The sequence below is a fragment of the Aurantiacibacter suaedae genome (assembly GCF_005434915.1).
Lineage (GTDB): Bacteria > Pseudomonadota > Alphaproteobacteria > Sphingomonadales > Sphingomonadaceae > Alteraurantiacibacter > Alteraurantiacibacter suaedae.
In genome coordinates, this window is the sequence record NZ_SKCG01000002.1 from 100,093 (window position 1) to 124,851 (window position 24,759).

Below are 24,759 nucleotides of genomic sequence, written 5' to 3' on the forward strand. Positions count from 1 at the left end.
AGGGCTCGCACCATCACGGCGAGCCCGCCGAAACTGGAACGCCGATACGATGACGACCGATCCCGCCACCCTGCCCGACGAATTGCCCGGTCCGACGATGAAATGGATTTACCACCTCAGCCGCATCATCTTCGGCGGCTGGTGGGTCTATTTCGGCGTGATGCCGTTCATCAATCCCGCTTGGCAGCCGCTAGGGCAGGAGCAGGCGGCGATCGACTTCACGCTGGCGCTGATCGCCTCGGGGCTGATGGCCTGGATCAAGGTGGCCGAGATCGTGTTCGGCCTCTTGATTCTCATCAACCGCGTGATGCCGCTCGCCGCAGCGGCCATCGTGCCTATCAACTTCGTCATTCTCTACTGGAACTTCGTGCTCGAGGTGGGGATGGTGGAATATACCTTCGGCGCGCTGACGCTGCTGTTCAACGCGATCCTGCTGTGGCCGTGGCGACGCTATTACTGGCCGCTGTTTGTGTGGAACGGCAGGCCCGACTTTTCCAGCCGGGCCGGGATTCAGGACTGATTGGAGCCGAAAACCCAAGTAGTCTCAGGTCAGCGCATAGTAGCGCAGGCAGTTGCCGTCCGCTTTGCGCTCCCCCACGCCGATGAAGACGTGCTTGGTCAGCCAGTCGTGCTTGCCCACCGGGCATTCGAACGTGGGGTTGCCGCGCAGGTAATATTCGGGGTGCGACACCGGCTCGCCGTCGTTGAAGGCCCAGTCACGCAGGCGCTGCATCGTGTCGGGCTGGCGGCCCCACAGGAAGCCCTTATTGTTAAGCAGGATGATCGTGCCGTCGTCCTCCTCCAGCAGATAACGTGCATCGAACACGGCGACGTCATCGGGGCGGAAATAGGCATAGTCGCCGCCCGATCCGGGAATCGCGCGGCCCTTGATGTTGGGCCCTTCGAAGGTGCCGCCTTTGACCAGCACCGCGCTGCGCGTCCCGCCATTGGGGTGCGGGGCCATGGTGTAGACTTCGGGGAAGGTGAGCCGCACCTCCATCACGAATTCGAGCCGGGGGTTGTCCAGCTCGCTGAAAGGTGCGGTGAAGGGGGTGGTGTCGGAGAAGGTGGTCATGGCTTATCCCAGTTCGATGAGGCCGCCGTCGACCAAGAGGTCGGCGCCGGTGATAAAACTTGCGTCGTCGCTGGCGAGGAACAGCACGGCCTTGGCCACTTCCTCGCTGGTGCCCATCCGGTGCATCGGGATGTTGGCGATCATCATGTCGCGCAGGCGCTCCACATCTTCCGGCCCCATACCGGGGTTGCGGTGCAGCAGCGGCGTATCGATCGGGCCGGGCGAAACCATGTTGAGGCGGATCTTGCGCGGCAGAAGTTCCTTCGCGAACACCTTCATCGCCATGGCCAGGCCCGCCTTGGCTGCCGCATAGGTGCCGTTGCTTTCCACCGCACCATGCGCGCCGATCGAGCCGGTGACGACCACCGCTCCGCCCTCGCCCATGATCCGCACCGCCTTCTGCAAGGCAAACGCGCAGCCGCGCAGGTTGATCGAATGGACGAAATCCCAGGCGTCTTCGGTGATACTCTCGAGCGGCGCGAAACCGCCGACGCCTGCATTGATATAGAGCACGTCGATGCGGCCGTCGGCCTTTTCGATCTGCTGCACCACTTGCTCGGTGGCGGCAGGGTCGGCGATGTCGGCGGCATAGCCACTGCTGCCGGGGATCGAAGCGACGGTCTCGTCGATGGTCTGCTGGTTGCGGCCGGTCAGGTGGATCTTGGCACCTTCCGCCGCAAAGGCCTGCGCCGAGGCGAGGCCCATGCCCGAGTTGCCGCCGAGAACCAGAACGACCTTATCTTTGAACCTCATCACTCTCTCCCCGCTCATTATTCTGTCAGAACGGCCCGTTCGGATTGGGGCCGCCTTCGGTCACGTCCTGCAACACGTCCCAGTGTTCGGCGATCTTGCCGTCTTCCACGCGGAAGATGTCGATCACCGCCCAGCCGAGATCACCCGGCCAGCGCCGCACGTGATAGTGCACGGTCACATGGTCGCCATCGACGAAGGCACGCTTTACATCGTGGACCGCCTCGGGCGTTTGTTCACGGATCATATCGAGAAAGGCCTTCAGCGCATCGCGCCCCGGCGGGGCAAGCTGGCTGTGCTGGACGTATTCCGCCGCGACGAACTCATCGACGCGGGCAGAATCCATCGGCCCCAGCACATGCTCGAACATGCCCATCACCAGCGCGAGGTTGGCTTCCTCTTGCGGCGTGCGGCTCATGCCGCTTCGGCCCGAGCGGGCACATCGGCCGCAGCCAGCACGCTGCCCTTGATGTGATCGGCGGCCTTTTCGGCCAGCATCATCACCGGGATGTTGGTGTTGCCGCCGGGCACCGTGGGCATGACCGAGCAATCCACCACCCGCAGCCCCTCCACGCCCAGTACGCGGCAATCGGCATCGACCACGCTGCGTTCGCCCATGCCCATCGCGCAGGTGCTGGTCGGGTGCATCGCGACATAGCAGGTGGCGCGGATCAGCGCGTTCAGCTCATCATCGGTTTCGGCCCCCGCCGAGGGCGCACGTTCTGCCCCCACCAGCTGCGCCATCGGCTCCGAGTTATAAATCCGGCGCGTGGCGCGGATCGCGCGGCGCATCTGTGCAAGGTCCGCCTCTTCGGTCATGATGTTGAGCGTGACGGCGGCGCTTTCCATCGGGTCAGCACTTTTCAGTTCCACCCAGCCACGGCTTTCTGGATGAAGCTGGACCACCCCTGCCCAGAACACGTGCTCCTGCTCGGGCTTCAGAAGTGGGAACCAGGCTTGCGCATCGAAGCGGATCGGGTTGACCATGATCTGCATGTCGGGCCGTTCGAGGCGGTCGTCGGTGCGCACCACCACGTTGCAGCTATTAAGCTGGCTCGCCATGGTGCCCGTGCCTGTCAGCGCCCACTTCACCGCATTGAGGGCAAGCCGGTCCCAGCGCAGTTGGCGCAGGAAAGTGACTTTCTGCTTGGCCGCCCATTCGAGGCTGGTGGTCGGATGCTCCTGCAGATTGCGGCCCACTCCGGAACTGTCGTGCAGCACGGTGATGCCATGTTCGCGCAGGTGTTCGGCGGGGCCGATCCCTGAAAGCATCAACAGATGCGGCGAATTGTAGGTGCCGCCGCACAAGATCACCTCGCGCCGCGCGCGCAGCACCTTGGTACCCTCACCCACCTGGACCTCCACGCCCACCGCGCGCTTGCCCTCGAACACCACGCGGCGCACCTGCACGCCGGTGCGCACGTCAAGGTTCTGCCGTCCGAGCGCAGGTTTGATATAGGCGCTCGCCCCTGACACGCGCCGTCCGCGCGCATCGACTGACTGCTCGCCGCGGGCAAAGCCCTCGGGGGTTGCACCGCTGAGATCCTCGGTGGTTGCAAAGCCCGCGTTCTCCGCGGTCTCCATCATCACCTCGTGCAGCACGTGCGGCGAATCGATCGGGCGGATCGTCACCGGGCCATCGACGCCGTGATAATCGCCCTCGCCGCGCCAGGAGTTCTCCATCTTGCGGAAGTAGGGCAGGCAATCGGCATAGGACCATCCGCGCGCGCCCATTTGCGCCCACTGGTCATAGTCCGCCGGATGGCCGCGCATCGCGAACATGCCGTTGATCGAACCCGATCCGCCCATCACCCGCCCGCGCGGCAAGGGCATCTGCCGCGCGTCGAGGCCCGGCTCGGGCTCGGTCATATAGGTCCAGTTGAGGCTGGGCATGATCATCGCGCGCAGGAAGCCCAGCGGCATCTGGATGAACGGGTGGCCGTCATCGCCGCCCGCCTCCAGCAGCATGACATTGGTCTTCGGGTCTTCGCTCAGCCGCGCTGCAATCACGCAGCCCGCGCTGCCGCCGCCGACGACGATATAGTCGGTATCCGCTTCCTGCATCACTCTCTCCTTGCCTTCACTTGCTAACGCTCGTTACGATTGGGCGCAAGAAGGGGAGAGCGAATGACACGCGAAGATTACCAACGATACGTCGAAGCCTTCAACACCCGCGACTACGATTCGGTGTTCGATTTCTACACCGATACGCCGAAGATGGCCTTCTTCGGGATCGAGATCACCACCCGCGAGCAGCTGCGCCAATTCTACAGCTTCCTGCATTCCTATGTGCGCGAAACGGTCGAAATCGAGAAGTTCGCCAGCAGCGACGAGCTGGCCGCAGTGGAAGGCCTGATCCGCATCGAATGCTTCCGCGACCTCACGCGCGAAGACCTCGACGCCAACGGGATGGAGCAATTCTTCCCGGTCAAGGCGGGCGAGGTGCAGGAGATGCGGCAGTACATCCATTACCACCTCGAAGGCGGCAAGATCGCCAGCGTGGGCTGTGCGCTAGTGTGATTCTCGGGCTGAGGGGGCGGATTGGCTATTGCCCACCAGCCGCCCCCGAGCCATTGGCCAAAAAGCTGTCTGAGATAACGACCTAGGCGCTCTTTCATACTTGCGGGTTTTTCGCATATATGAAATAGATCGCGCATGATCAAAACCTCTCATGTCGGCAGCCTTCCGCGCGGCCCAGAACTCGTCCCCCTGCTGCTCGCCCGCGACAAGGGCGAACCTTACGATGCCGAGGAATTCGACCGGCTGGTGCTCGCCGCCGTGACCGAGGCGGTGCGCCAGCAGGTTGCCGCCGGGGTCTCGGTGGTGTCCGATGGCGAAATCGGCAAGGTCGGCTATTCGACCTATATTATCGAACGGCTTTCCGGCTTCGGCGGCCACACGCCGCGCAAGCCTGCGATGGATCTGGCCGAAGTGCCCGAGCTGACCAAGAAATTGAGCGCCATCATGGGCGCGCAGGAATTCACCCGTGCCAGCGCCGTCGACAAGGTCGAACTGGTAAACCTCCAGCCGCTGCACGACGACATCCGCCGCTTCCGCGCGGCGCTCGATGCTGCCGGTGACGGCGCGGAGGCCTTCATGAACTCGGCCTCGCCGGGGCTCATCACCGCCTTCCAGCCCAACCAGTTCTATCCCAGCCACGAGGCCTATCTGGCCGACCTCGCCACTGCGATGCAGCCCGAATACGAGGCGATCGTCGATGCGGGCTTCCAGCTCCAGCTCGACTGCCCCGACCTCGCGATGAGCCGCCACACCGGCTATCAGGACATGAGCGAGGCCGAATTCCTGAAGGCGATCACCGCCAACGTAGAGGCGCTTAACACCGCCACCGCCAATATCGCGCCCGAGAAGATGCGCATGCACGTGTGCTGGGGCAACTACGAAGGCCCGCACACGCACGATATCCCGCTCGAAAAGATCATGGACATAGTGCTTTCGGCCCGCCCCGCCACGATCCTGTTCGAGGCCGCCAACCCGCGCCACGAGCACGAATGGGAAGTCTGGGCAAAGGCTGATCTTCCGGAGGAGAAGGTGCTTGCGCCCGGCCTGGTCGACACCTGTTCGAACTATGTCGAGACGCCCGAGCTGATAGCGCAGCGGATCATGCGGTTTGCCGATATCGTCGGCAAGGACCGGGTGATCGCCAGCACCGACTGCGGCTTCGGCACCTTCGCCGGATACGGGAAGATCGACCCGAAGGTCGCCTGGGCCAAGCTTGCGGCCCTGCGCGCCGGGGCTGACCTTGCCGAGAAGCGGATAGGCTGATCGTGAACGAGCCGTCGCCCCCTAGCTCGACCAACCCGGCGCAGAACAGCCAGGTAAAGTCGGCCACGCGCACGCTCGACATCATCGAATATGTCGTCGCGCACAACCGGCCGCTGGTGGCGCAGGAGATCGCGACGGCTCTGGGCATTCCGGTATCGAGCCTGTCGTACCTGCTCGCAACGCTGGTTGAGCGGAACTACCTGATCCGCGAGGGGCGGCGCTATCTGGCGGGACCGGGGCTGGCGCGGCTGCAATCGTCGGGCGGCGGGTTCTCGCTGGCCGACCGGGCCGCGCCGCTGGTGCGCTCGCTGAGGGTGCAGCTGAACGAGACCACCAGCTTCTTCGTGCGCTACGACTGGGAAATCGAGGCCATCGTCACCGAAAGTTCGGAGCAGGCGCTGCGCTATTCGGTGCCGCAGGGGCGCCGTCTGCCGATGCATGCGCTGGCGGCGGGCAAGGTGATGCTGGCGGCGCTCTCGCCCGAGGAACTCGATCGCTATTTCGCCGAGGCCGAGCGCGAAAAGTTCACTCCCAGAACCGTGATCGACGAGGCCGAACTGCGCGGGCAACTCGAAGACGCGCGCAAGACCGGCTTCGCCACCACCGATCAGGAATACTCGCAAGGGATCGAGGGCATCGCCCGGCTGATCACGATCGACGGGGAGCCAGTGGGTTCCTTGTCGGTGGCTGTGCCGAAGGTACGTTTCGACAAGGACATGGCCGAACGCGTGTGCGACCAGCTTGAACGCACGGCGAGCCTGCTCGAAGCGAGCTAGAATCCTTCGAGGAAATCCGCGCCGAGACGGCTGTCGGGTTTGGCGGATTCCGTGTCCGGCCCTTCAGATGGTTCGGCTGATCCATTCAGCGCAGCCGCGCGCTCCGCGATTGCGGCTCTGACCGTAGGATCGGGCTGCCATGCACCTGTCTGCGGTGCGCTCGGCGCAGGCGGCGGTGTAGCAGGGGCGGCGGCGGGACGTTCCGACTCCGTTCGTGGCTCTGCGACTGCTGGTGCTGCTGAGCGGTCCAGCGCCGCGGCACGCGCTGCAATCGCCGCGCTGACGGAGGGGTCAGGCTGCCAACCGCCGGATCCCGGCTCGCTGGACGCAGGTGTCGGAGCAACGCTTGCTGGTTGAGCCGCCACCCGGCGCGTTGGCATTGCAGGCGTAGGAAGCTGCTGACGAGGCCCGGGCCGCTCGGACGTTGCAACCGGCGGCAGTTGCTCCTGCACTGCTTGCGGAATGCGGGGCGCTGGCGTGGCACTTGCAGGCAATTCTTGCACCGGTTGCGAACGAGCTGCTGCTGCAGGCGTAGCAAGCGCTGGCAACTCCTGTGGCGACTGCGCCGTCGACGCTGGCGCGGGAGCAGCTACTCCGCGCTCGGGCACTGCCAACCGCGTCGGCATGGTCTGGGCATTGTCGCGGTCGTAAAGTCGGCTCTTGTCGAACGGGCCGACTTCGGTGGTCGGCGCCACGCGCACAAGCGGAAGCGGTGCGAAGCCGGTATCGACATAGGTCAGTTCCGCCCTCCTCTCGCCGGTGATGCGGAAACGCAATACTTCGGGCAAGGAGCGCGGGCGCGGGTCGTTGAACGTCAGCCGCAAGGCATCGCCCTGAATGCTTGCGCTGCGCGACGTCACCTCGGCCTGCCCTTCGAGATTCGAGAAGATCACACCGTTGTTGCGATAGCTGCGCGGGCGAGCCCAGACGCCGCTCCATTCACCCTCGCCCGTCTGTTGCAGGTCGAAGCGGAAGATCGTCGTGTCGTTGATCCTCAACGCCCAGCTGCCGTCCAGTGTCTCGGCAGAGGCCGCAGCGGGCAGCAGCAACAGGGCGGCAAAGGCGAGCGCTAGACGATTCAGCATGGGGCTTCTCCTGCCAAGCAACGCCCCCCATTGGCAAATGAAAAGGGCGCCCCGCTCACACGGGACGCCCTTTCAATTTGGCTAGTGCCGTAAGGCCTTAGCTGTTGGCGCCAACGCCTGCGGCGCGCCAGCTGTCGGCATAGGCCGTGCGGGCGACGTTCGAGTAAGGCACCGGCGAGATGACGGCCTTGATCTCGGTCTGCACGTGCGGCTCGACGGTCGGCTTGGTGGTGCCGCCGTTCGGCTCGCCCCACACCAGCTTCACTTCCTTGCCCATCTCGACCTCATCGGGGTCGATCATGGCGAGGGTGAGCATCTTGCCTTCGTTCGACGAGTAGCCGACCCAGGTCGAAACACCGATGACCTTGCCGTCGGCGTTCTTCACTTCGTCGAACGGGTGCATGGCATAGACCGCGCTCGGGAATTCGAAGTACTTGGCCCGGTCGCCCTCGGCATAAAGCGAGGAGAGCACGCGCAGCATGTCTTCGTCGTCGAGCGCCAGCGTGACCTTCTGCTTGTGCTTCTCGCCAGCCATCTTTTCGAGTGCCTCGCGGCCCACGAAGTCGTGGTCGAACTTGACGATGTGGCCATAGCCGATGTCCCACGGCGTGAGGTAGTAGCCCTCGATGCTGTCAGGAACGTAGCTGCCGCCGATCGAGCACTTGCCGGCATAGCTATCGGCCCCCGCCCAAGCACGGAAGTCCTTCATCATCTGGCTGTCGCCGGTGAAGAACGCGGGCAGCGGCGAAGGCAGCCAGCCCGATTCAAGCGTGTTCGACGAATAGGCACGGCCGCCGACCAGCGTCAGGCCGTCGTTCTTGCCAGCTTCGACCAGCGCCGAGTGCACGGCTTCGTAGTCAGCCCAAGGGCCGAACAGTTCGTAGCCCGGCTGGCCGGCCATGCCGTGACGCAGCGCGATCACGTCTTTGCCGCCAATATCGATGTGGGCCATGTTGAAGAACTTGAGGTCAGGCGCGTCCTTGCCCATGGCCTGCGACAGGATCTTCATCGCGTTCGGGCCCTGGAGCTGGAAGCGATAGTTCTTGCGAACGCCATCGCTGCGCATCGCGGTGCGCTCGTCACGCTCCACGGTCACGTCCCACTTGCTGCCGTCGGGCTTGGGATACTGGGCGTGGAACTCGACCCATTCGATGGCAGGCGCGCGGCCGACCAGCGAGAATTCTTCCTCGTCGAGGTAGAACAGGATCACGTCGCCGATCACATAGCCTTCAGGCGTGACGGGCACGTACTGCTTGGCCTTGTTAACGGCGAAGTTCTTGAACGAGTTGATCGCGGTGTACTCGAGCAGCGCCTTGGCTTCCGGGCCGCGCACGTACAGTTCGACCATGTGGTAGCTCTGGTTGAACAGCACGGCGGTCTTGGCCCATGCGCGCTGCTCGTTGCGCCAGTTCGAATATTCGGCGGGAACGCCCGGATAGGGGTTAGGGCCAAGCTGCTGGTTGCGCAGGAATTCGACGACATCGCCCTTCGAATCCAGCTTCTGCTGAAGGTTCTCACTCATACTACTGTCCTCTCCTCGAGGGTTGCGGGTTGATCAGGTTGCCGGCGTTGCAAGCCAGCGGGTTATGGCTTCGTTGACCGCTTCCGGGGCTTCGAGCTGGATCATGTGTCCAGCCCCCGGCACGACAACGAGTTGCGAATTGGCGATAGATGCGGCGATCTGCTCGTGCTGCGCGGGCGGCGCCCAGGCGTCGAGCTCGCCGGTCATCACCAGCGTCGGGCAGGTGATCGAGGCAAGCACGCTGTCGACCTCGGGCCGGGTAACGAGCGCATTGATCTGCGCATCGAAAATGTCCTGCCCCATAGCGAGCGACATGGCGCGCATCGGATCGTAAAGCTCGGGCTTGGCGCGGTTGGCTTCAGCCACCATCGGTGGGAGCCACTGGTCGACCAATGCTTCGAAACCGTGATCGTAGCCGACCTGCTTCAAAGCGTCGCGCTTGGCCGGTTCGCCTTCCTTCAAGGGATGGATGCCCGTGCTGACCAGCGCGAGGCGGCGCACGCGTTCAGGCGCCATCCGGTAAAGCTCAAGCGCGACGCGGCCGCCCATCGAATGGCCGAACAGGTCAAACTGCTTGGCCCCCAGCCGGTCGGCATCGGCCAAAGCGACTCGGGCCATCTCTTTAAGGCTGTCGGCCATGCCGTAAGAATCGACCGCGTGCGAATCAGCAAAAGCAGCAGTTTGCGGCGCATAGATGCTCGCATCACAGATCAGGCCTGGCAGGAAAATCAGCATGGTAGGAAGACCGAAATTGCCTCTCTCTTCGCGTTCTTGAAAATTTCATCTATACGAATAACCACCACGCCGCTAGGGGCTTTCTATCGAGAGATCAATTGGCCTACAGCGTGGCGCGAGCGCACGATTCTGTGGCCCGAGAGGAGAGACAAGCGATGTCCTACGCCGCCATTCACCCCAACTGGGAAAAACCCGCCTCGAACATGGTCGATGGCTATTCGCTGGAGATGACCGCGAAGGAAATCGAAGGCCTGAAGGAAGCGGCCCCGCTGATCCGCCCCAACACGCAGGTCGCCGTCACCTTCTTGCCCGGTGAAGAGCTGTCGCAGCGCGTCGAGGCCGCCGTGCTGGTGCGCGAGCTCGGGTTCGAGCCGATCGTCCACCTCTCGGCCCGCCGCATCGAAAGCGAGGAGCAGCTTGACTGGTATCTTGGCGAGATCACCCAGAAGGCAGGCGTGAAGCGCGTCTTCATCATTGCGGGCGATCCGCCCGAGGCTGAAGGCCCTTACGAGAACTCGCTGCAGATCATCGAATCGGGCCTGCTCGAAAAGCACGGCATCACCATCGTTGGCGTGGGCGGCCACCCCGAAGGACACCCCAACAACTCCGCCGAAGAGCTGTGGGTGTGGATGCAGAAGAAGCTCGACGCCGTTCGCGCCCATGGCATGACCCCGCTGGTCGTCACCCAGTTCGCCTTCGATGACGATGCAATTGTCGAGTGGATCGGTGAAATGCGCGACCGCGGCATCGACGTTCCGGTGCGCCTCGGCGTGCCCGGCCCGGCCGGGATCAAGCGCCTGCTCGGCTTTGCCAAGCGCTGCGGCGTGGGTGCCTCGGCTTCGGTCATGAAGAAGTATGGCATCAGCATCACCAACCTGATCGGCAGCGCCGGGCCGGATAAGCTGGTCGGCAATCTCGAAGAGAAGCTGACCGAGCGCCACGGCCGGGTGCGCCTGCATTTCTATCCGTTCGGCGCGCTCAAGGCATCGGCCGAGTGGATCAACGACTACGACGCCAAGCACAGCTAAGCTGCGCACAAGCGAAGGAACCAACATGGCCGATATCATCGATGGCCGCGCGGTGGCGCGCGACCTGGACGAAAAGACCAAGGCGCGCGTCGATGCGCTGGTGGCAGCCGGGCACCCGCGCCCAGGCCTGACCGTGATCCTGGTGGGCGAGGACGGCGCGAGCCAGGTCTATGTCCGCAGAAAGATCAAGGCGTGCGAAAAGGTGGGCATCACCTCGAGTGAGCACCGCCTGCCCGCCGACACCAGCCAGGAAGATCTGCTCAAGCTGATCGACCAGCTGAACCACGACGACACCGTGCACGGCATCCTGTGCCAGGTGCCCCTGCCCGAGCATATCGACACGCGCCTCGTTCTCCGCTCGATCAACCCGGACAAGGATGTCGACGGGTTCCACCCGGTCAATGTCGGGCGCCTCAGCACCGGCACCGGCGGCATCGTACCCTGCACACCGCTGGGCGTTATGATCCTGCTTGAGAGCGTAATCGACGATCTCAAAGGCAAGGACGCGGTGGTGATCGGCAAGTCGAACATCGTCGGCAAGCCGGTGGCGAACCTGCTGCTCGATGCCGAGTGCACCGTCACCGTCACCCACATCTACACCCACAACCTGCCCGCCATCGCCAAGAAGGCCGACATCATCGTCGCCGCTGCCGGTGCGCCGGAGCTGGTCAAGGGGAGCTGGGTGAAGGACGGCGCGGTTATCATCGACGTCGGCATCACCCGCATCATGGACGAGACCACCGGCAAGGAGAAGCTGGTGGGCGACGTGGCCTTCGACGAATGCCAGCACGCCAAGGCGATCACGCCCGTGCCCGGCGGCGTCGGCCCGATGACGATTGCCTGCCTGCTCGCGAACACCGTGCAGGCGGCCGAGCGCGTGGCTGAAGGAAGCGACAACGGCGAGAGCGACTATGCCGATGCGCCCGATCGCTCTATGCACTCTTCCAAGAGCTAACTGCCCCGCGAAAGGTGCTGAATGACCGAACCCGATTTCGACGTCCTGATTGTCGGAGCCGGGATTTCGGGCATTTCGATGGCCGCGCATCTGGGCATGATCTGCCCCGAAGCAAGCTATGCCGTGTTCGAGCGGCGGCAGGCCATCGGCGGCACCTGGGATCTGTTTCGCTATCCGGGCGTGCGCTCGGATAGCGACATGCACACGCTCGGCTTCTCATTCGCGCCGTGGCGTGACGAGAACGCCATCGCCGACGGCCCCGCCATCCTTGCCTACCTCGAACAGGTGGCTGAAGAGCGCGGGATCGTCGAGAACATCTATTTCGACCGCGAAGTGATCGCCGCCGACTGGGATGCGGCCAAGGCGCTGTGGCGCGTCACCGCTCTGTTGAGCGATGGCAGGACGCAGGTCGTCACCTGCCGCTGGCTCTACTTCGCGAGCGGTTACTACGACTACGACAACCCCCACGATGCCGAGCTGCCGGGCCGTGCACAGTTCGGCGGCACGGTGGTTCACCCGCAGTTCTGGCCCGACGATCTCGACTATGCAGGCAAACGGGTGGTGGTGATCGGCTCAGGCGCGACGGCAGTGACGCTGGTGCCCGCCATGGCCGAGACCGCCGACCATGTAATCATGCTCCAGCGCACCCCGACGTGGATGGCGGCAGGCCCGCGCCGCGACCGGATCGGCAAGCTGTTCGAGCGATTTCTGCCCGAGCGCTGGGCCTACTGGCTCACCCGGCAGAAGAACATCGCGCTGCGGACTTACTTCTTCCGCCTGTCGCGGCGCGATCCCAGCAAGCTGGCGAATATGCTGCGCACGATGCTTAAGCAGCAGCTTGGCCCGGCCTACGATCCAAGGCACTTCGAGCCGCCCTATGATCCATGGCAGCAACGGCTCTGCCTCGTCCCCGATGGCGACCTGTTCGCGGCGGTGAAAAGCGGCAAGGCCGAACTTGTCACCGACACCGTCTCCGGGTTCGACGCGGGCGGTGTGATGCTCACGTCCGGAGCCTACGTTCCGGCGGATATCGTGGTGACGGCGACGGGCCTCAGACTTGTGCTGGCGGGCAAGGTGGCGGTGTCGATGGGCGGCAAGCCGGTCGACTTTACGCAGACCTATTTCTATCGCGGCACGATGTTTTCGAACGTGCCCAACCTCTCGGTGGTGTTCGGCTATCTCAACGCCAGCTGGACCCTGCGCGCCGACAACAATGCGCGCTTTGCCGCCGAGGCCGTCGCCCATATGCACCGGACCGGGACCAGCGTCGCCACGCCAGAATTGCTGCCAGAAGACGAGCCCGCGGCGGTCGCGCCGTTCGACTACACCTCGGGCTATCTCCAGCGCGCCAGATCGCAAATGCCCAAAAACGCCGCCGAATTGCCTTGGCGGCTGAACCACGACTACTATGAAGATGCGCGCGACTTCCGCAGCCGCCCGGTATCGGACGGCATTCTGCGCTTCACCAACCCTGCCCAATCCAAGGAGCCTCACCTGTGAGCAGCCAAGACCGTATCTGGACCGCCGGCCTGCTGGTGATCGGCGACGAGATCCTCTCCGGCCGCACCCACGACAAGAACATCGCCCAGATTGCCAGCTGGTTGCAGGTGCAGGGCATTCGCCTGACCGAAGCGCGGGTGGTGTCGGACAATATGGACGCAATCGTGGCCGCAGTGAATGCGCTGCGCGCAAGCTACGACTATCTGTTCACCACCGGCGGGATCGGCCCCACCCATGACGACATCACGGTCGACGCGGTGGCGCAGGCGCTGGGCGTGCCGGTGGTCGTCCATCCCGAAGCGCGCGCAATCCTCGAAGACTATTACGCCGATAAGCCCGGCGGTCTCACCGAGGCGCGGCTGCGCATGGCGCGCGTGCCCGAGGGGGCTAGCCTCATTCCCAACCGGATGTCGGCCGCGCCGGGTATCAAGTGGGGCAATGTCCATATCATGGCCGGCGTGCCCACGATCACCGCGCAGATGCTCGATGCGCTCACCGGTACGCTCGAAGGCGGAAAGGTGCTCTTGAGCGAGACGCTGGGCAGCTGGGTCGCCGAGAGTGAGGTGGCCGAGATCCTGCGCCGCATCGAAAAGGCGCACGAGGCGATCCAGATCGGCAGCTATCCATTCTTCCGCGAGGGGCGAACGGGCGCGAATTTCGTGATCCGCTCGACCGACGCAGAGGTTCTGCGCGCGGCGTCGCAGGAGCTGACCCAGGCGCTCGAAGCGGCGGGTTACCCTTGCTCCATTGGCGGCATCTAAACTGCGCATAACAAAAGGGCCGGCGGTACGCACCGCCGGCCCTTTGCTGTCACCTCGCTCAATAGCGAGACGATAATAGCCAGGCTTAGGCGCCCTCGATCTCGGCGAGGTCGACCTTCAGGCCCGGGCCCATGGTGCTGGTCAGCGAGACCTTGCGCACATACTTGCCCTTCGCGCCCGACGGTTTGGCCTTCACGACCGCCTGAGTCAGCGCCTCGAAGTTGGCTTTCAGCGCATCGTCATCAAACGAGAGCTTGCCGATGCCCGAATGGATGATGCCCTGCTTTTCAACGCGGAACTCGACCTGGCCGCCCTTGGCGTCCTTCACGGCCTGCTCCACGTTCGGAGTCACGGTGCCGAGCTTCGGGTTCGGCATCAGGCCCTTGGGGCCCAGCACCTTACCGAGACGGCCGACAACGCCCATCATGTCCGGCGTGGCGATCACGCGGTCATAGTCGAGGTTGCCGTTCTGCATGTCTTCCATCAGGTCTTCGGCGCCAACCTTGTCGGCACCGGCGGCCAGCGCCTTCTCGGCATTGTCACCGCGCGCGAACACGGCGACCTTGGCGGTCTTGCCGGTGCCCGAGGGCAGCGAAATCATGCCGCGGACCATCTGGTCGGCGTGGCGCGGATCGACGCCAAGGTTCATGGCGACTTCGACGGTTTCGTCGAACTTGCCCTTGTGTTCACGCAGCACGGAAAGCGCTTCGGAAACGGTGTAGAGCTTCTCAGCGTCGAGCGTGGCGACGGTCTGCTGCTTCTTGGTCTGCTTGGCCATGTGCTTAGCCCTCCACCACTTCGAGGCCCATCGAACGGGCCGAGCCCGCGATGATCTTCATGGCCTGATCGATGTCGTTCGCGTTGAGATCCTTCATCTTGGTCTCGGCGATTTCCTTGACCTGCGAGACGGTCACCTTGCCGGCGACAGCCTTGCCCGGCTCCTTCGAACCCGACTTCAGGTTCGCGGCCTTCTTCAGCAGGAAGCTGGCGGGCGGGGTCTTGGTGATGAAGGTGAAGGAACGGTCGGCATAGACGGTGATCTTCGTCGGGATCGGCATGCCCTTTTCAAGGCTGTCGGTCGCGGCGTTGAACGCCTTGCAGAATTCCATGATGTTGACACCGCGCTGACCCAGCGCCGGGCCGATCGGCGGCGAGGGGTTGGCAGCGCCGGCGGGCACCTGAAGGTTGATGTAACCTTCGATCTTCTTGGCCATGGTGGCCTCCTTTTTCTCACTGTCGTCCTTCGACAAGCTCAGGATGAGCGGATCCAAGGACTCATGGTAAGCGGTCAAACGGTGGCTGGGCCACCTCCCGCGCGAAGCACCCTTTCGGGATCGCGCGCACATACCGAAATTGTCGGGGAATGCAAGCGCCATGGTCTTTAACGCAGGCCTAACCTCGCGCGGCCTAAGGCTCTGGCCATGACCACCCGCCCCTCACCCCTGCGCCTTCTGCTCCACATCGTGCTGGTGGCGCTCGCCTATGTCGCGGCTTCCACTGTTCCGGTGCTGGCGCTCGGGCAGACTTCCGCCGGACTGGCGCTCTCAAGCCCAGCGGGAATGCTCGGCGGCGTCGGTGCGGCATGGCTGATTCTCCGCCGCCCGGGTACCTTCGCAACGGCGCTCGGTCTCATACAAGTAGCGAGCTGGCCACGCACGCTGGCGCTGGCGGCGCTTGCGGCAGGCGGGACCTTTGCGATCTTTTCGGTCGACGGCGCGGCCCTCCGGCTGGTCGGCCTGCCCTCCCCCGCCGTGGGCGAGACCATCGCGCTCGCCACCCAAAGCCCCGCACACCTCGCCATGTGGATCGTTCTCGTCGCATGGCTCGGCGCGGGGTTCGGCGAAGAGGTGCTGTGGCGCGGCTTCCTGATCGACCGCCTTGCCCGCCTGCCCGCCTTGGCCCGCTCGCCGATGGCGGTGCTGGTGGTGCAGGCGGCGGTGTTCGGGCTCGCCCACGCCTATCAGGGCGCAGCGGGCGTGGTGATTACCGGCCTCATCGGGCTGTGGTTCGGCCTGATCCGGCACGTGGCAGGCGGCGCGATCTGGGCGGGCGCGATCGGCCATGCCGCCGTCGACACCGTGATGCTCAGCCTAGGCTATGCGCAGGAGACGGGCTTGATCGGGCCTTAGTCGCCAGCCGTATAATCGACGCCGAGCTGATCGAGATACGAATCGAACCGCGAGGGATCGTAATAGTAAGGCTTCATCTCAGGGCGCAGCTCGTCCATCAGCTTCTTGTTCATTTCGATGGTCGGCATGTCTTCCGCCGCCAGCAACGGATCATAGGTATCTTCGGCGGCCTGCACCTCGTTGAAATAGGTCCAGGCATCGGTGACCAGCTCCGGGGTGGTGGCGATATCGAGCACAGTCATCGCGGCAGCCTTCGCCCCGACCTCCACGCCTTTGTGCGCAATCGGGGTCGCCATGGCCATGGCGGCGGTCTGATGGTGGTAGATCACGTTGGGAATGTTCGCGGGGTAGCCAATGGTGATCGTCGGCACGGTCCACATTACGTCACCGATATCGTCAGACGCGCCGAAGTTCGCGCCGCCGCGCAGTTCAGGCGAAGAGAGCGGGCCGACTTCGGCAGCAAGCGGCGCGACTCGCAGTTCGTTCGCTTCCTGCACGCGGCGGGCAAACGTCTGGTCGCCCTCGGTCCATGCAGGCATGCCCACCGCCTCCATGTTGGCATAGGCAGCCTCGGCCAGCGGCTTGTTGCCGAAGTTGGGCGCAGCGTACCCGCGCACCCGGCGCGTAACCGTGGTGCCCGTGCCCAGCGCCGCGGCATCGGCAATGGTGTTGCCGGTCTCATAAAGCGTGCGCACATTGGCGAAGGTGTTGTCGCGGAAGAAGTACCAGGCCGAGGCCGTCTCGGGGACGATGTTCGGCTGGTTGCCGCCGTTGGTGACGATCGAGTGCGAGCGCTGCGTCGTCTGCAGATGCTCGCGGCGCATGTTCCACAAGACATCCATCGCCGTCACCGCATCGAGTGCGCTGCGGCCGTCCCATGGCATTCCGGCGGCGTGCGCGGGCTTGCCATGAAAAGTATATTCGACCGAGATCATGCCATTAAGGCCAAGGTTGCCATAACCGGTGGTCAGCGCATTGGAGACGTGCGCGAAGATCGAGGCGTCGACCCCGTCGAACATGCCTGCCCGCACATAGTAGGCCTTGGTCGCCAGCAGCTCTTCGGCGACACCCGGCCACAACATCAGTGTGCCGTCGATATCGTGTGCTTCCATCACCTTTTTGGCAGCGAGCGCGGCGGCGATCATCAGCGGCATGCCGCTGTTGTGCCCCTCGCCATGGCCCGGCGCGCCCTCGATGATCGGTGTGATCTCGGGCACGCCCGGCATCTGCGACAGCCCCAGCAGGCCGTCGATATCGCTGCCGAGCGCGATCTTGGGGCCGCCGCTGCCGTGGCTCCAGCTAGCGGTGAAGGCGGTGGGAATGCCCGCCACACCGCGCTCGATGGTAAAGCCGTTTTGTTCCAGAATGCCGCTCAGATACTCGCTGGTGCGGACCTCCTGGAAGCCGGGCTCCGCAAAGGCGAAGACCGTGTCGACCATCACCTGAATATCTTTGCGCTGCGCCTCTACGGCAGCGATCACCTCGGCCTTGAGTTCGGGGCTGGCCTCGGCCTGCGCCGGGAACGGCACAGCCAGAGCGCCTACCGCGAGAGCAGCGACAAGAAGAGGGTTCGTGGCAGACATGGGCGCGCACCTTTGCTGGCTGATCGGAATGATACCGGCAGCATAGGGTAAGCGCGAAGCAATTGTCGGAGAATCTTATGCTCTCTCAGCCGGCGTAGCGCAGCAATGTTACGCTGCGCGGCGCCTTGAGGCAAAAAACCGCCGCTGGCTTACTTGACCAGTTCGACCTCGTCGAAGCCCAGTTCCACCGGGGTCGCGCGGCCGAAGATCGAGACCGAAACCTTGACCTTGGCCTTCTCGAAATCGAGCTCTTCCACAATGCCGTTGAAGCTGGCGAAGGGGCCGGCGTTGACCTTGACCTGATCGCCGATCTCGTAATCGATGTTGACTTCCTGCTTGGGCGCGGCCTTGGCCTCTTCCACCCCGCCGAAGTAACGCGCGGCCTCCTTCTCGGAGATCGCCTGCGGCTTGTTGTTGTTGCCGAGGAAGCCGGTCACCTTCGGAGTGTTCTTCACGAGGTGATAGACGTCGTCGGTCATGTTGAGCTTGGCCAGCACGTAGCCGGGCATGAACTTGCGCTCGGTCTGAACCTTCTTGCCGCGCTTGATCTCGGTCACGGTCTCGGTCGGCACTTCGACTTCTTCCACGCCTTCGGAAAGGCCCAGCCGTTCGGCCTCGGAGAGGATCGAATCGCGCACCTTGTTCTCGAAACCGGAATAAGCGTGGATGATGTACCAGCGGGCAGCCATGTCAGTCTCTTTCGTCTCGGTGAGGCAGGTCAGATCAGCGTGAGCAGCCAGCGCACCGCGGCGCCGAACAGCGAATCAACGCCGAGGAAGAACAGCGACAGGATCGCCATCATGATGAACACGAAGATCGCGGTCCGCACCGTTTCCTCGCGGCTCGGCCAGACCACCTTGTTGGTCTCCGCCTTCACCTGATTGAAGAACTGTCCGGGAGAGGTCTTCTTCTTCGTATCGTCAGCCATTGCTCGCCTGCTCATCGCCTGCAAAAAATATCGTCGCTTCCGGGTAGGGATCATCGCCGCCCCGGACAAGTCCGGGAGGGGCAACAAAAAATTCCGATGTCGGAAAGCGGGTGAGCATGTAAGACGGATAGGTTACAAACGCAAGCTTTGGCCGCACAATCACGCGCCGTACGCAGGATTCCGGCGAAGTCCGGCGCGATGGCAGATTAGGTCTGGCCAGCATGGCAGCCAGTTGTTAGCGTTCGGGTTCAAAAATTAATACATGGGGCCAAATATATGATGATTTCGCCACAGGAACCGACGTTCCTTGATCATGTTACCAACGTATCCGATTTCATCTGGGCCGGTTTGTGGAATGGCGAGGAGGTGCTGCCCTTCCCGCCGATGGTCATCGTTCTGTTCGGCGTCGGCCTGTGGATCATGGTTGGCCTGCGCTTCTATCCCGTGGTCAAGCTGGGCAGCGCCTTTGCCGGCCTGTTCAAGAGCCGCAAGGGCCAGGGCGCGGGCGAGATCAGCCCCTTCGCCGCGCTTTCCACCGCGCTTTCCGGCCAGGTCGGCACCGGCAACCTGGCAGGCGTGGCCACCGCCATTGCCCTTGGCGGACCGGGAGCGATCTTCTGGATGTGGATCACCGCATTGATCGGCATGGCCCTCGCCTTTGCGGAAGGTGCGCTGGCGATTCGCTTTCGCGAGCGCACCAGCGACGGGGTCTATCGTGGCGGCCCGATGAGCTACATCATGATCGGCCTCGGCCCCAAATTCACCTGGCTGGCAATTATCTTCTGTATCGGCACGCTGTTCTCCGCCATGGTGACGGGCAACGCGGTGCAATCGAACGCCGTGGCCGACGGGCTTAACGAGCTGTTCGGGATCGGCGAAGCCATCGGCGGCGCCATCGTGGCCGTAGCGGTGTTCCTCGTCATCATCGGCGGCATCAAGTCTATCGGCAACGTGGCGGAAAAGGTCGTGCCCTTCATGGCCGCAGCCTATGTGGTGATGGCCTTCGTCGCGATCATGCTCGATATTCAGGACATCCCCGAAACCTTCGGCCGCATCTTCCACGGCGCCTTCAATCCGCAGGCGGCGACCGGCGGCTTCGTCGGTGCGGCGATCATCATCGCGCTGCGCGCCGGTGTCGCGCGCGGGCTGTTCTCGAACGAGGCGGGCCAGGGCTCAACCCCGATCGCCCACGCCGTGGCGCAAACCGACGATCCCGAGACGCAGGGCCGCATGGCCATGCTCGGCACCTTCATCGATACGGTGATCATCTGCACCATGACGGCGCTGGTCATCCTTACCGTAGAGGGCAATTTCACCCATGCGGGGCAAGCGGTGCAACATGCCTGGCAATCGGACCTGTCGGGCTTTGCCGTGACCAGCTCGGCCTTCGCCGCGGCCTTCCCTTTCGCCATCGGTAGCGTTCCGATCGGCACGCTGATCGCTTCGGTGGCGCTGATCCTGTTCGTTTTCACCACCCTCCTCACCTGGTCGTACTATGGTGAGCGGGCGATCACCTTCCTTTATGACCGGGTGCCCGGCTCCAACCGCAAGGGCGAGAAGGCGCTGCACATTGGCTGGCGGGTGATCTGGTGCATCGGCATCTTCTTCGGCGCGAGTCGCCCCTCGGAAGAGGTCTGGCGCATGGGCGATATCTCCAACGCCGCCATGGCGCTGCCCAACCTGCTGGCGCTGGCGCTGCTTTCCGGTGTGGTGTTCCAGCTCGCGCGGGGCAACCGCAAGGCGGGCAAGGATCATACCGCCGTCACCGCGGAAGAACCCGACGAATACTGAGTGCAATCATCCGGCCTCGCCAGCGCACGCGGGGCCGGATCGATTGATCAGAAGCGCAGGTGACGCAGCAGACGTTCGAACAGGGTCGGCTCATACATCGAGCGGATCGGGCCATGCGCAGCATAGCGCAGGCTGGCGTCGCGATGAGGACGCGGGCTCGTCCAGACGTCGGGACGGCTGCTGGTGTAGATACGGTTAGCCATAAAACTCGCTCCTTCAGCATCGACAATGCGGCAACGAGCATTTCGATCCGCCGCTTGTGAAGAACGGTTTACCGCAGGCTATCTGAATTGTTGCTGGAGGTGGCGGTTGCCCGCCGTTCATCTGCCCTGCGTGGCAATACGCAGGTTATCTCCGGGAAAAGAGCCGCTCGAACAGGCCGGGCTGCTGCATGGGCAGAATCGGGCCATGCGAGATATGGCGATATATCGGCTGGCTCATAGAGGCATCATCAAGCGGTTGGATGCGGCTGTGGCGGCGCAGAAAACTAAACATGATACCCCCTTCACCTGATGGTCCGTCGCACGTAACGACTGGCTACCCAAACGTTTGTGCGGCGCGACTCGTTCCCGTGGGAATGCCGGGTGTCCTCGCAGTTTTGCCTAGGTGATTTTCCTTAGGCGCGTCCAAACCAGCAGCACAAGCGCCAGAGACGCTGCTGGCATGAGGTTAACGCCGAGCGGAAGGGCTGTCGCACGGGTGGCACAGGGCGCGAAGTAGAGCAGAACGAGGGTGCCTTTCTCCCAATCGCGGAAGCGCCGGTGCAGACCTTCGCGCACCCGCGGCGATCGGCCCAATGAAGAGGAAAACCGAGGAAGCGCTCAGGCCTGTCTTCCTCGCCCAAGCCGCAAACGGCAGAGCCGTACCGGGGGCTATCCCGATACGGCTCTGCTTGTGACGCCATGAGAGGCGTCGAACTAGGGCGATGCGATCAGCAGCTGCCGTCTTCGCAGAAGCTTTCGATCGATTCGAACCCGGACTGGCCACCGAACTGCGTGTTCTCGCCGAAGCTGCCCGAGCCGAGGAGCGAGCCTTCGCCCGTCTCCAGATTGCCATAAAGCGTGCCTGCGGTAATTTCGGGCGTGGGGCCGGAAATAATCGGGGCAGGGGTCGGTTCGGGCTCGGGTTCGGGCTCCGGAGTAGGCTCAGGGTTCGGGCCGGGCTCCGGAGTGGGCTCGGGGTTCGGGCCGGGCTCCGGAGTGGGCTCGGGGTTCGGCCCCGGCTCAGGCGTCGGGTTCCCCGCGTTGACCACGGTCAGGGCCGTGGCGTTGCCCTGTGCCTGCTGCTCGGTCACCGTGTAGTTGTCGCTTGCGCCCACACCCGATCCGGTGATCGCATAGCTGCCCACCTCGCTGTTGCTGTCCGCCGGAGTGGCCCAGCTGGCCGTGCCGCTGAGCGTATCGCCATTGACGAGACCCTCGCCCGACACCGTGCCATCAAGCGCCGGCACAGCGCCGCCCACCGTCATCCGGGTGCCATTGGCAGTGTAGATCACAGTCAGCGCGCGCGGGGTGATCGTCAGCGCCTTGGCGTTGCTCTCAGCCTGCACGAAGGTGATATCGTAGTTGGCGTTGGCGCCAATAATACTACCGTTGATGGCATATGTGCCGACATCGCTTTTAGCATTGGCGGTGGTGGTCCAGCTGCCCGTGCCGCCAAGTTCATCGCCGTTGACCAGACCTGTGACCGATACGCCGCCAGAAAGGCCCGCAATCGCATCGCCATAGATGCTGGTGCGAGAAGTGGCTTTCATGGTCACGGTCAGCGCGCGCGGGGTGATGCTCAGCGCCTTGGCGTTGGCATCGGCCTGCACGAAGGTGAAGGTGTAATTGCCGCTATGCGCCGAAAGGCCCGAGCCATTGATCGCGTAGCTGCCCACATTGTCGGTCTGGCCTGCCTTGGTGACAAAAGCGGCCGTCCCGGTGGTGACGCCAGCCAGCGTATCGCTGCCTTGCAAACCGCTTGCCGTGGCGGTGCCGGTCACGCCCGAAATCGCATCGCCATAGATGCTGCTGGCCGCATTGGCGGTGTAGGTCACGGTCACAGCGGCAGGCTTTATGACAAGCGCACCCGATCCGGTAAGCACCAGATCATAGCCGCGCTGGGTCGAATAGAGTGAATAGGTGCCGACATTGGTGCCTTTCACGCCACCCGAAAGGCCCAGGATCAGGCTTTCATCATAGCTATCCGTCGAAGCGAAGGTGGGCGTGAAGCTCTGCTCGGCTCCGTTATAGGTGACGGTCTTTTCCGAGACGGTGCCCTCCAGCCTCGTCATGAAGGCTTTCAACAGCGGCGTGGTATGGCCTTCGTAGATCCGCCAGACCTTGTCCTGTCCGCCGACTGTATCGATGTCGCTCACCCCGCCGGTGGCGAAGTTGCTCCAGGCGCTGGCATTGAAAGCGTAGTTGCTCGCCGCCGACTGCGCAGGATCGCTGGTGACGGCCGAGACATTGTCGATGGCAGTAGCACCGAAGGTATAGCCGATACCCTCGCTCTGCCCCGTGCCATAGCTATCCCAATAGCTGTTGCTGACCGTTCCAAATTCAGTAACGCCGATCAGCCCGCCGACATAGGCATCTCGACTAGAGACCGCGCCGGTCGCATAGGCATTGCTGATCGTTCCACCGCTGGCATACCCGATCAGCCCGCCGACAACGCCTTGTCCAGAGACCGCGCCGGTGGCATAGGCATTGCTGATCGTTGCGAATTGGACAAACCCGACCAGCCCGCCGACAACGTCTCGTGCAGAGACCGCGCCGGTCGCATAGGCATTGCTGATCGTTGTGTTGTCGTCATACCCGATCAGCCCGCCGACAGAGCGTTCTCCAGAGACCGCGCCGGTCGCATAGACGTTGCTGAGCGTTCCAAGGAAGGCATACCCGACCAGCCCGCCGACACCGCTTTGTCCAGAGATTTCACCGCCTTCCATGCCGACACTGGAGATGGTCGCGCCTTGCGCATAGCCGAATAGGCCGATGTAACTCTTACTCGGACGAACGATGGTAAGGCCGGAGATAACATGGCCCTGCCCATCGAATGTGCCGGTGAACCTGACTGAAGAGTCACCAACCGGCGACCAGCCCGCGCTGCCCCACATCCCGGCATAGCTTGCGGCATTGCCTTCGGTAACTGCGCCGGTTTCCGTCAGGTCGATATCCGTGCCGAGCGTGTAGCTGGCGGCAAGGTCCATCGCCATCAGCTGCAACTGGTGCGAATTGGTGATTTCGGTGGCATATTCCCAGCGCCCGAAGGGCCGGGTGGAACCATCGATCATGAACCAGTCAGTGGTGAAATCGAAATTGGCATAGGCGCTTTGCGTAAACGCGTAATTTGCGGCACCCGATTGCGAGGGGTCGCTGGTGACGGCCAAGACATTGGTAACAGTGGCGCCGACGTTAGTCCCTATAGCATTGGCCTGCCCTGCCGAATAGCTGTCCCAGTAGCTGTTGCTGAGCGTTCCGTTGAAGGCAGACCCGACCAGCCCGCCGACATCGCTTTGTCCGGAGACCGCGCCGGTCGCATAGGCATTGCTGATCATTGCGGCTTCGGCAGCCCCGACCAGCCCGCCGACATAGAACTTTCCAGAGACCGCGCCGGTGGCATAGGCGTTGCTGATCGTTGTTCCTCTGCTGGCAAACCCGACCAGCCCGCCGCCAGTGGTTTCACCAGAGACCGCGCCGGTCGCATAGGCATTGCTGATCATTGCGTCTTCGGCAGACCCGACCAGCCCGCCGACATCGTATTCTCCAGAGACCACGCCGGTCGCGTAGACATTGCTGATCGTTGTTCCACCGAAGGCATACCCGACCAGCCCGCCGACAACGCTTTGTCCAGAGACCGCGCCGGTCGCATAGACATTGCTGAGCGTTCCTTCGTAGGCACGCCCGACCAGCCCGCCGACATAGAACTTTCCAGAGACCGCGCCGGTCGCATAGGCATTGCTGAGCGTTGAACGAGAGGCAATGCCGATCAACCCGCCGACATATTCCGATCCAGATATCGAACCGCCTTCCATGCCGACATGGGAGATGGTCGCGCCGTCGGTATAGCCGAACAGGCCGATGTAATTCTGAGAGGGACGATCAATCATCAGGCTGGAGATGACATGGCCCTGACCATCGAACTTGCCGGTGAAGTACCCAACATCGTCACCAATCGGCACGAAGCCCGCGCCGCTGTTCCAGTTCGCCGTATCGCTGGCGTCGATGTCCTTCGAGAGGGCATAGGTGCCGGCACGGTTGGTGTTCATGTCCTGCAGGTCCTGCAGGGTGTTCACCAGCATCCACGAGGTGAGCGTTCCGTTCGTGACATTGCCGCTAAAGTCGGTCGGGTTCGCATAGTCGGTCGGATTGTAATAG

Annotated in this window: 24 protein-coding genes; 10 read left to right on the forward strand and 14 right to left on the reverse strand. The window is 63.4% G+C overall.

Annotated features, from left to right (window positions below; genetic code table 11):
• The first annotated feature begins 49 nt into the window (after positions 1 to 49).
• Positions 50 to 520 (forward strand): hypothetical protein, encoded by a 471-nt coding sequence (locus tag E0473_RS06880; protein ID WP_194146757.1) that lies wholly within the window; start codon positions 50 to 52, stop codon positions 518 to 520.
• Between the two features lie 24 nt (positions 521 to 544).
• On the opposite strand, the gene E0473_RS06885 is transcribed toward E0473_RS06880, so the two are convergent.
• The 4 genes from E0473_RS06885 to E0473_RS06900 are packed head-to-tail and all read right to left on the reverse strand — an operon-like array spanning position 545 to position 3,889.
• A complete protein-coding gene (locus E0473_RS06885; protein WP_137680153.1) occupies positions 545 to 1,075 on the reverse strand; it encodes a DUF3237 domain-containing protein in 531 nt (176 codons plus the stop codon).
• A 3-nt stretch (positions 1,076 to 1,078) separates the two neighbouring features.
• On the reverse strand, positions 1,079 to 1,828 hold the full coding sequence (locus tag E0473_RS06890) for an SDR family oxidoreductase (protein WP_137680154.1): 750 nt from the start codon (positions 1,826 to 1,828) through the stop codon (positions 1,079 to 1,081).
• Between the two features lie 25 nt (positions 1,829 to 1,853).
• Positions 1,854 to 2,243: a nuclear transport factor 2 family protein gene (locus tag E0473_RS06895; RefSeq protein ID WP_137680155.1), complete on the reverse strand. Its 390-nt coding sequence runs from the start codon at positions 2,241 to 2,243 to the stop codon at positions 1,854 to 1,856.
• Entirely contained in the window at positions 2,240 to 3,889 is a 1,650-nt protein-coding gene (locus E0473_RS06900; protein ID WP_137680156.1) for a GMC family oxidoreductase, read from the reverse strand. The genes E0473_RS06895 and E0473_RS06900 overlap by 4 nt, the downstream gene beginning before the upstream one ends.
• Before the next feature lie 63 nt (positions 3,890 to 3,952).
• Between E0473_RS06900 and E0473_RS06905 the strand changes: the two genes are divergently transcribed.
• From E0473_RS06905 to E0473_RS06915, 3 genes are all read left to right on the forward strand, one after another.
• Complete coding sequence (locus E0473_RS06905) at positions 3,953 to 4,345, forward strand: nuclear transport factor 2 family protein (RefSeq protein ID WP_137680157.1); 393 nt, start codon at positions 3,953 to 3,955, stop codon at positions 4,343 to 4,345.
• A gap of 135 nt (positions 4,346 to 4,480) precedes the next feature.
• Entirely contained in the window at positions 4,481 to 5,608 is a 1,128-nt protein-coding gene (locus E0473_RS06910; protein WP_137680158.1) for a cobalamin-independent methionine synthase II family protein, read from the forward strand.
• 2 nt (positions 5,609 to 5,610) lie between these two features.
• Positions 5,611 to 6,384: an IclR family transcriptional regulator gene (locus tag E0473_RS06915; RefSeq protein ID WP_137680159.1), complete on the forward strand. Its 774-nt coding sequence runs from the start codon at positions 5,611 to 5,613 to the stop codon at positions 6,382 to 6,384.
• On the opposite strand, the gene E0473_RS06920 is transcribed toward E0473_RS06915, so the two are convergent.
• The 3 genes from E0473_RS06920 to E0473_RS06930 all read right to left on the reverse strand — a co-directional run bounded on the left by E0473_RS06920 (position 6,381) and on the right by E0473_RS06930 (position 9,726).
• Positions 6,381 to 7,469: a hypothetical protein gene (locus tag E0473_RS06920; protein WP_137680160.1), complete on the reverse strand. Its 1,089-nt coding sequence runs from the start codon at positions 7,467 to 7,469 to the stop codon at positions 6,381 to 6,383. The genes E0473_RS06915 and E0473_RS06920 overlap by 4 nt on opposite strands.
• Before the next feature lie 97 nt (positions 7,470 to 7,566).
• Entirely contained in the window at positions 7,567 to 8,991 is a 1,425-nt protein-coding gene (gene desA, locus E0473_RS06925) for a syringate O-demethylase (RefSeq protein WP_137680161.1), read from the reverse strand.
• 33 nt (positions 8,992 to 9,024) lie between these two features.
• A complete protein-coding gene (locus E0473_RS06930) occupies positions 9,025 to 9,726 on the reverse strand; it encodes an alpha/beta fold hydrolase (protein WP_137680162.1) in 702 nt (233 codons plus the stop codon).
• Between the two features lie 155 nt (positions 9,727 to 9,881).
• On the opposite strand from E0473_RS06930, the gene E0473_RS06935 reads away from it, so the two are divergent.
• The 4 genes from E0473_RS06935 to E0473_RS06950 are packed head-to-tail and all read left to right on the forward strand — an operon-like array spanning position 9,882 to position 13,970.
• On the forward strand, positions 9,882 to 10,754 hold the full coding sequence (locus tag E0473_RS06935; RefSeq protein ID WP_137680163.1) for a methylenetetrahydrofolate reductase: 873 nt from the start codon (positions 9,882 to 9,884) through the stop codon (positions 10,752 to 10,754).
• A gap of 25 nt (positions 10,755 to 10,779) precedes the next feature.
• Positions 10,780 to 11,709, forward strand: coding sequence for a bifunctional methylenetetrahydrofolate dehydrogenase/methenyltetrahydrofolate cyclohydrolase FolD (gene folD / locus E0473_RS06940; protein WP_137680164.1), 930 nt, complete (start codon positions 10,780 to 10,782; stop codon positions 11,707 to 11,709).
• Between the two features lie 21 nt (positions 11,710 to 11,730).
• Positions 11,731 to 13,209 (forward strand): flavin-containing monooxygenase, encoded by a 1,479-nt coding sequence (locus E0473_RS06945; RefSeq protein ID WP_137680165.1) that lies wholly within the window; start codon positions 11,731 to 11,733, stop codon positions 13,207 to 13,209.
• Complete coding sequence (locus E0473_RS06950) at positions 13,206 to 13,970, forward strand: competence/damage-inducible protein A (RefSeq protein WP_137680166.1); 765 nt, start codon at positions 13,206 to 13,208, stop codon at positions 13,968 to 13,970. The genes E0473_RS06945 and E0473_RS06950 overlap by 4 nt, the downstream gene beginning before the upstream one ends.
• 85 nt (positions 13,971 to 14,055) lie before the next feature.
• Here the strand turns inward: E0473_RS06950 and rplA are convergent, their stop codons facing one another.
• Together rplA and rplK are read right to left on the reverse strand one after the other, a co-directional pair.
• Positions 14,056 to 14,748, reverse strand: coding sequence for a 50S ribosomal protein L1 (gene rplA, locus E0473_RS06955; protein ID WP_137680167.1), 693 nt, complete (start codon positions 14,746 to 14,748; stop codon positions 14,056 to 14,058).
• 4 nt (positions 14,749 to 14,752) lie between these two features.
• Positions 14,753 to 15,184: a 50S ribosomal protein L11 gene (gene rplK, locus E0473_RS06960; RefSeq protein WP_137680168.1), complete on the reverse strand. Its 432-nt coding sequence runs from the start codon at positions 15,182 to 15,184 to the stop codon at positions 14,753 to 14,755.
• 207 nt (positions 15,185 to 15,391) lie between these two features.
• Here rplK and E0473_RS06965 point away from each other — a divergent pair, with 207 nt between their 5' ends.
• The gene (locus E0473_RS06965; RefSeq protein WP_137680169.1) at positions 15,392 to 16,099 is read left to right on the forward strand and encodes a CPBP family intramembrane glutamic endopeptidase; all 708 of its coding nucleotides are present in this window, start codon (positions 15,392 to 15,394) and stop codon (positions 16,097 to 16,099) included.
• Here the strand turns inward: E0473_RS06965 and E0473_RS06970 are convergent.
• The 3 genes from E0473_RS06970 to secE form a co-directional block, all read right to left on the reverse strand.
• Positions 16,096 to 17,682 carry an amidohydrolase gene (locus tag E0473_RS06970; RefSeq protein ID WP_137680170.1) on the reverse strand — a complete coding sequence of 529 codons (1,587 nt, stop codon included), beginning with the start codon at positions 17,680 to 17,682 and terminating at the stop codon, positions 16,096 to 16,098. The genes E0473_RS06965 and E0473_RS06970 overlap by 4 nt on opposite strands.
• A 149-nt stretch (positions 17,683 to 17,831) precedes the next feature.
• Positions 17,832 to 18,371, reverse strand: a complete 540-nt coding sequence (gene nusG / locus E0473_RS06975) for a transcription termination/antitermination protein NusG (protein WP_137680171.1) — start codon at positions 18,369 to 18,371, stop codon at positions 17,832 to 17,834.
• A 29-nt stretch (positions 18,372 to 18,400) separates the two neighbouring features.
• Positions 18,401 to 18,610: a preprotein translocase subunit SecE gene (gene secE, locus E0473_RS06980; protein ID WP_137680172.1), complete on the reverse strand. Its 210-nt coding sequence runs from the start codon at positions 18,608 to 18,610 to the stop codon at positions 18,401 to 18,403.
• Between the two features lie 276 nt (positions 18,611 to 18,886).
• Between secE and E0473_RS06985 the strand changes: the two genes are divergently transcribed.
• Positions 18,887 to 20,401: an alanine/glycine:cation symporter family protein gene (locus E0473_RS06985; protein WP_137680173.1), complete on the forward strand. Its 1,515-nt coding sequence runs from the start codon at positions 18,887 to 18,889 to the stop codon at positions 20,399 to 20,401.
• 47 nt (positions 20,402 to 20,448) lie between these two features.
• Here the strand turns inward: E0473_RS06985 and E0473_RS15505 are convergent, their stop codons facing one another.
• Together E0473_RS15505 and E0473_RS06990 are read right to left on the reverse strand one after the other, a co-directional pair.
• Positions 20,449 to 20,604, reverse strand: a complete 156-nt coding sequence (locus tag E0473_RS15505; protein WP_162848944.1) for a hypothetical protein — start codon at positions 20,602 to 20,604, stop codon at positions 20,449 to 20,451.
• Between the two features lie 728 nt (positions 20,605 to 21,332).
• Positions 21,333 to 24,759: beta strand repeat-containing protein (locus tag E0473_RS06990; protein ID WP_206663429.1), on the reverse strand; the 3,427-nt coding region annotated here is incomplete at its 5' end.

What these genes read in the sequence shown, in the direction of transcription:
- E0473_RS06880 (WP_194146757.1), top strand. Translation starts at nt 50, where the DNA reads ATGACGACCGATCCCGCCACCCTGCCCGACGAATTGCCCGGTCCGACG.
- E0473_RS06885 (WP_137680153.1), bottom strand. Translation starts at nt 1,075, where the DNA reads ATGACCACCTTCTCCGACACCACCCCCTTCACCGCACCTTTCAGCGAG.
- E0473_RS06890 (WP_137680154.1), bottom strand. Translation starts at nt 1,828, where the DNA reads ATGAGGTTCAAAGATAAGGTCGTTCTGGTTCTCGGCGGCAACTCGGGC.
- E0473_RS06895 (WP_137680155.1), bottom strand. Translation starts at nt 2,243, where the DNA reads ATGAGCCGCACGCCGCAAGAGGAAGCCAACCTCGCGCTGGTGATGGGC.
- E0473_RS06900 (WP_137680156.1), bottom strand. Translation starts at nt 3,889, where the DNA reads ATGCAGGAAGCGGATACCGACTATATCGTCGTCGGCGGCGGCAGCGCG.
- E0473_RS06905 (WP_137680157.1), top strand. Translation starts at nt 3,953, where the DNA reads ATGACACGCGAAGATTACCAACGATACGTCGAAGCCTTCAACACCCGC.
- E0473_RS06910 (WP_137680158.1), top strand. Translation starts at nt 4,481, where the DNA reads ATGATCAAAACCTCTCATGTCGGCAGCCTTCCGCGCGGCCCAGAACTC.
- E0473_RS06920 (WP_137680160.1), bottom strand. Translation starts at nt 7,469, where the DNA reads ATGCTGAATCGTCTAGCGCTCGCCTTTGCCGCCCTGTTGCTGCTGCCC.
- desA (WP_137680161.1), bottom strand. Translation starts at nt 8,991, where the DNA reads ATGAGTGAGAACCTTCAGCAGAAGCTGGATTCGAAGGGCGATGTCGTC.
- E0473_RS06930 (WP_137680162.1), bottom strand. Translation starts at nt 9,726, where the DNA reads ATGCTGATTTTCCTGCCAGGCCTGATCTGTGATGCGAGCATCTATGCG.
- E0473_RS06935 (WP_137680163.1), top strand. Translation starts at nt 9,882, where the DNA reads ATGTCCTACGCCGCCATTCACCCCAACTGGGAAAAACCCGCCTCGAAC.
- folD (WP_137680164.1), top strand. Translation starts at nt 10,780, where the DNA reads ATGGCCGATATCATCGATGGCCGCGCGGTGGCGCGCGACCTGGACGAA.
- E0473_RS06945 (WP_137680165.1), top strand. Translation starts at nt 11,731, where the DNA reads ATGACCGAACCCGATTTCGACGTCCTGATTGTCGGAGCCGGGATTTCG.
- rplA (WP_137680167.1), bottom strand. Translation starts at nt 14,748, where the DNA reads ATGGCCAAGCAGACCAAGAAGCAGCAGACCGTCGCCACGCTCGACGCT.
- rplK (WP_137680168.1), bottom strand. Translation starts at nt 15,184, where the DNA reads ATGGCCAAGAAGATCGAAGGTTACATCAACCTTCAGGTGCCCGCCGGC.
- E0473_RS06965 (WP_137680169.1), top strand. Translation starts at nt 15,392, where the DNA reads ATGACCACCCGCCCCTCACCCCTGCGCCTTCTGCTCCACATCGTGCTG.
- E0473_RS06970 (WP_137680170.1), bottom strand. Translation starts at nt 17,682, where the DNA reads ATGTCTGCCACGAACCCTCTTCTTGTCGCTGCTCTCGCGGTAGGCGCT.
- nusG (WP_137680171.1), bottom strand. Translation starts at nt 18,371, where the DNA reads ATGGCTGCCCGCTGGTACATCATCCACGCTTATTCCGGTTTCGAGAAC.
- secE (WP_137680172.1), bottom strand. Translation starts at nt 18,610, where the DNA reads ATGGCTGACGATACGAAGAAGAAGACCTCTCCCGGACAGTTCTTCAAT.
- E0473_RS06985 (WP_137680173.1), top strand. Translation starts at nt 18,887, where the DNA reads ATGATGATTTCGCCACAGGAACCGACGTTCCTTGATCATGTTACCAAC.
- E0473_RS15505 (WP_162848944.1), bottom strand. Translation starts at nt 20,604, where the DNA reads ATGGCTAACCGTATCTACACCAGCAGCCGTCCCGACGTCTGGACGAGC.